The sequence below is a fragment of the Synechococcus sp. R3-13 genome (genome assembly GCF_047462195.1).
Classification (GTDB): domain Bacteria; phylum Cyanobacteriota; class Cyanobacteriia; order Thermostichales; family Thermostichaceae; genus Thermostichus.
Window position 1 is genome coordinate 1 of sequence record NZ_JANSIO010000207.1, and the last position, 5,464, is coordinate 5,464.

General features: G+C 56.7%; 4 protein-coding genes. All 4 read left to right on the forward strand.

From position 1 onward, the window contains the following. Positions 1-356: PEP-utilizing enzyme (locus NW856_RS06310; protein ID WP_414399546.1), on the forward strand; the 356-nt coding region annotated here is incomplete at its 5' end. A 138-nt stretch (positions 357-494) separates the two neighbouring features. Then, positions 495-725 (forward strand): DUF4327 family protein, encoded by a 231-nt coding sequence (locus NW856_RS06315; protein ID WP_414342658.1) that lies wholly within the window; start codon positions 495-497, stop codon positions 723-725. Positions 726-876: 151 nt separating this feature from the next. Beyond that, positions 877-3,159: a RelA/SpoT family protein gene (locus NW856_RS06320; protein ID WP_414399547.1), complete on the forward strand. Its 2,283-nt coding sequence runs from the start codon at positions 877-879 to the stop codon at positions 3,157-3,159. Positions 3,160-3,875: 716 nt separating this feature from the next. Further along, positions 3,876-5,276 carry a DNA polymerase III subunit beta gene (gene dnaN / locus NW856_RS06325; protein WP_414399548.1) on the forward strand — a complete coding sequence of 467 codons (1,401 nt, stop codon included), beginning with the start codon at positions 3,876-3,878 and terminating at the stop codon, positions 5,274-5,276. Positions 5,277-5,464: the final 188 nt, after the last annotated feature.

Consider the following 5,464-nt stretch of genomic DNA (forward strand, 5'->3'; position numbering starts at 1 on the left):
AGGTGGATGTGGTGAAAGCGGTGGTGGCTCAAGGCAAAGGGTTTGGCAAAGGCATTGTCAGCGGCCCGGCCCGCATCTTGAGATCCAGCCTCGATGCCAGCAAAATCACCGCCGGGGACATTTTGGTTGCGCAATCCACCGACGCCAACTATGTGGAGGCCATCAAACAGGCAGCCGGGGTGATTACCGAGGAAGAGGGAGCTTCCTCTCATGCGGCGGTCATTGGCCTGCGGCTGGGGGTGCCGGTGCTGGTGGGGGTCAAGGATGCCACCCGCTTAATCCGGGATGGATCTATCGTCACTCTGAACCCAGAAAAAGGCATAGTGACCGCAGGAGCCGATGGCTTGGGCTTTTAAGCGGGCCTTAGGGTTGCCTGCAATACAAACTTGTATCTCTTGCTACGAAACGAGACCCAGTTCTATGATGGGGGTAGCGAGGCAAGATTTTCCCTGACCCTTCGGTGCGTCCCATCCATTCCACGTGTAGGTTAAGCTATGCCCACTTTACAAGCCACCCACTATGCGGTTGAGGCCATCCAGGAGGAAGCTCGTCGCCTCATTCAGCAGGGGGTCTTACGCCGCTCTGCAGCCATTGCCCACCTGCAACCCTTTTTCCCGCAGCGGGAGTGGCAGGCGATTGCCCAAGAGCTGGAGTTGCAAGACTACTGCCCCTCGGATCCCCTCTGCGATTTGATCGGCAACTGCGAGGAGTGGAGCGAAGACTGACTCTCGATCTGCCGAGGATGGCAAGCGGTCGGCGTTGGCAGACAGCCAATGCCTCTTTTTATTCCAGCCGTTTTTTCCTCCTCTAATCTGTCGGCGGCTAAGCTGGATGAACTATAGTCAGTAATTAAACATCCCTTTTCGCCGGGTTCGCATGGGTCAGACGGCTGTCATTGCCACCTCAGATGGAGGTCTCGACCTGAATAGCCTCGGTTTTGAGGTGCCAGGGTGGCTGCGTGCTCTGCTTTCCGGTGCCGAGGATCCCGGCGATGGGTTGCGGCCCTACACGGCTGAAGAAGCCGATCTGCTGCGCCGTGCCTTTGAGTTTTCTTACTGTTTGCATCAGGGCCAAAAACGCAAATCGGGGGATCCCTACATTGCCCATCCGGTAGCCGTGGCCACTCTCCTGCGGGAGCTGGGGGGGGATGCGGTGACAGTGGCAGCGGGCCTCTTGCACGATGTTATTGAGGATACAGAAGTTACCCCAGAAGCCCTGGAAGCTGAATTCGGCTCTGAAGTTCGCCTACTGGTAGAAGGAGTTACCAAACTCTCTAAGTTCAATTTCTCCAGCAAAACCGAGCAGCAAGCGGAAAATTTCCGCCGCATGTTTGTGGCCATGGCCAAAGATATTCGAGTCATCGTGGTCAAGCTGGCGGATCGCTTACACAACATGCGCACGCTGCAGTATCTCTCCCCCAGTAAGCAACGGCAAATTGCAGCCGAAACCATGGAAATTTTCGCCCCTTTGGCCAACCGGCTGGGGATCTGGCACTTCAAATGGGAACTGGAGGACCTCGCTTTTAAGTATCTGGACTACGAAGCTTACCGGAAGATTCAGGAATTGGTCAACGCCAAGCGCGCCGAGCGAGAGGCAGAGATTCAAGCTTTTATTGAAGAGCTGCGGCAGAACCTTCTTCAAGCGGGGCTGGAACGCTTTGAGATCAGCGGACGGCCCAAACATTTGTACAGCATCTATCGCAAGATGCAGCAGCAGCACAAAGAATTTCACGAGATTTACGATCTCTCAGCAGTTCGGGTAATCGTACATACCAACAGCGAGTGCTATCGGGTGCTGGCAGTCGTTCACAACTGCTTTCGCCCCATCCCCGGGCGTTTCAAAGACTACATTGGCTTGCCCAAGGCCAATCGCTACCAATCTTTGCACACGGCAGTGATCGGCCTGCAGGGACGACCGGTGGAGGTGCAGATTCGTACCGAAGAGATGCACCGCGTGGCTGAGTACGGGATCGCCGCCCACTGGAAGTACAAGGAGGCCGGCAGCACCACTGTCAAGCCCGACGAGGAGCGCTTCACCTGGCTGCGGCAGCTCTTGGAGTGGCAAAACGACCTCAAAGACGACAAAGAGTATCTGGACACCCTTCGCGAGAACCTGTTTGAGAGCGAGGTTTACGTCTTTACGCCCAAGGGGGACTTGCTGGCTCTGCCCCAGGGATCCTGTCCGGTGGACTTCGCCTATCGCATCCACTCCGAAATTGGGGATCACTGTGCAGGAGCGCGGGTAAACAACAAGATCGTGCCCCTGGATACCCGCCTGCGCAACGGCGACATTGTGCAGATCATCACGCACAAAAATGCCCATCCCAGCCTGGACTGGATCAATTTCGTTGCCACCAGCTCTGCCCGCAATCGCATTCGCCAATGGTTTAAGCGCTCCAATCGCGAGCAAAACATCGCGCGGGGCCGGCATTTGCTGGAGCGGGAGCTGGGCAAAACGGGCTTTGATGCCCTGCTCAAATCAGAGCGGATGCAGAAGGTAGCCGAAAAGCTCAACTACGCCAGTGTAGAGGATTTGTTGGCCGCTCTGGGTTATGGCGAGACGACCCCCACGCTGGTGATCCATCGGCTACAGGAGGTCAGCAAACCGGCAGTATCCCCCCCTACAGAGGAGGAATCGCTTGAGGGATCCAAGCTGTTGTTGCCGCGGGCTTCTGTGGCTTCCAGTTCCGTCAAATCCCAATCTCCCATTCTGGGGGTGGAGGGTCTGAAACACCAGTTGGCCAAGTGTTGTAATCCGCTGCCGGGGGATCCGATTTTGGGCGTAGTCACCCGCTTTAAGGGTATTAGCATCCACCATCAGGACTGTCCACGGGTGGCTCAGGTTTCGGGGGAACGCCTGGTGCCAGTACGCTGGAACGAAGAGCAACTGCGGCAGAGCACCCAGATCTACCCGGTAGAACTGCATCTGGAGGTTATCGACCGCGTCGGGGTGCTGCGGGACATCCTTTCCCGCCTATCGGATCAAGGTATCAATGTTCGCAATGCCAAGGTACAAACTTTTGCCAACCGCACCGCCCTGATCGATCTCTGTATCGATGTACGTGATAAGAAACAGCTCACCCAGGTTCAAAGTCAACTGCGCCAGCTTTCTGACGTGATCGTGCTGCGCTCCCGCCATCACCAAAACGGATCCCGTTGACCTACGCCTGGCCCTTCGCGGGTACGGACTCTAGACCGCATCCCTATTGCGACTCGCTCCTGCAGCAGCCCAATTTTGGGTCAGGCGCTGTCCCATCCTCATCCTGACCTCCTTTGCCGCTTCTGGTGCGCAGAGCGCTTTCCCGCTCCTCTGGGGTCTTGCCAAAAATCCCGTGTCAGCTCACAGGTGGCCAGGCAAGGCCGACAAGCCCAGAGCAATATCCCAGGCTTTCTTCGACAGCCTGTGGAAAACCTGGGGAAATCCAGCGAAGCCCGCCCAAGCTCCGATGGAGTTCCTGGCCATATCTAGGGGGAGGATTCACTACATTACGGGATCCTACACTGACTGTGTGTTAATTTTTATGAATTTGTCAGGAAATCACAACATTAGCCTGTGGAAAACCTGTGGAAAAACCTGAAAAATTTGTGGAAAACCTGTGGAAAAACCCCCCAAGTTATTAACAGGTATAAATACTCTGTGGAAAAGTGGCCAAGTTATCCACAGTTTTTCCACAGGTGGGGAATAAGCTCAAAAGCTCATGGCGCAAGGTGTTGACGATCACTTTCCACAGTTTCCACAGCCCCTACTACTACTAGATCAAAAAATTAAATTAGGCAGGGATCGAAATTTCAGATCTGTCCTACGCGCGAGGCAAATTTTCCAAAACTCGACCGCAAGGGGAGGGATCCAGTCGGGGCAGCCGGTGTAGGATGTGCATGTTCAGCCCTCAAGTGCCCCTGATGGTGCAAGCTCAGCGTCCTGTGGATCGAGAATCGGAAACCGAGTCGTTTGCGCCGGTGTTGCGCAGCAGCAAGACTGCAGCTCCCTATCGTGGGGAGAGCCGCTTTAACGAAGCTGTTGACGCGCCGCTGGAGGGTTTTAGCTTCACCTGCGAGCAAGCCGATCTCAGCCACCACCTCACTTCCGTTGGACGGGCTGTGGCCAGCCGCCCCGCCCTGCCCGTTTTGGCCAACGTGTTGGTAGAGGTCGATGCGGAAACTCAACGGGTTGCCCTCACCGCCTTTGACTTGAACTTGTGCATTCGCAGCGAGTTCGAGGCTCAGGTCAAGGGATCCGGTCGCACCACCCTGCCGGCCAAGCTGCTCAGCGACATCGTCAGCCGTCTGCCCAGCGGCCCAGTGACTCTTGACGCGAGCAGCCAAGCCCAGGAGAGTGCCCCTGTGATTCTCATGTCGGCAGCCGGCCAGTACCAAGTGCGCAGCATGTCGGCTGAAGAGTACCCCACCCTACCGGAGATATCGCTTCCCGCCGCCGACGCAGATGGCGATTTTGTGGGGGAGGAAAGCCCAACAGCTCAGGCCCTGGAGCTGCCCATCGAGAGCCTGTTGCAAGGGATCGGCCAAACCCTTTTTGCGGCCTCTGGAGATGAGACCAAGCAGGTGCTCACAGGAGTGCATGTCAAGCTCTTGCCAGGGGATCCCCCTTGCCTGGAGTTTGCAGCCACCGATGGGCATCGTCTGGCGATGGTGCAGGTGGAGGCCGAAGGGATCCCGGTTGCTTCGGCCCATGGGGAAATAGGGTTGGATTTCACCATTCCCGCTCGCACTTTGCGAGAGGTGGAGCGCATCCTCGGCACCCAGACCGCGGCCTCTACGGTGGAATTGCGGTTTGACCGATCCCAGGTGCAGTTTGTGCTGCCTCCTCGCGCCAGCAAAACGCAGTGCCAACAGCGGATCACCAGCCGCCTTTTGGAGGGCCAATATCCCGACTACAACCGCCTGATTCCCAGGCAATTTGAGCGGCAGATAACCCTGGAGCGTCGGCCTTTGATTGAGTCGCTGGAACGGGTGGGAGTACTCGCTGCCCAAAGAAACGACATCGTCAAGTTCAATCTTTCTGCCGCAACCCAAACCCTGCGCATCAGCACCGAGGCGCCCGATGTGGGCAGTGGCGAGGAATCGTTGCCAGTGCAGATGTCTGGTCCTGACCTGGAGCTGGCCTTCAATGTGCGTTACCTGCTGGATGCCCTCAGGGTGTTTCATACGCAGCAGGTGAGCCTGGAGCTAAACGGCGCCACGCAGCCGGCCATCTGGAAGCCCCTTGGGGCAATGCGGCTCTGTTATTTGGTTATGCCGGTGCAGCTACGGGCTACCTAGTCTTAGGAGAGCTCCACCCAGCTCTAGTCCAAAACTCTCAAGATCATCTCAGTACAAATCTACAGTTGTTTGTACAAATCTACAGTTGTTTGCATTGCCCCCTCTCCCAGAGGGAAAGGAGCCAGGGATGGTCGCGGAAGCGGCGCCGAGCGTTCAGGGAGCATGCCTCTAACCCCCAAAACCCTGAA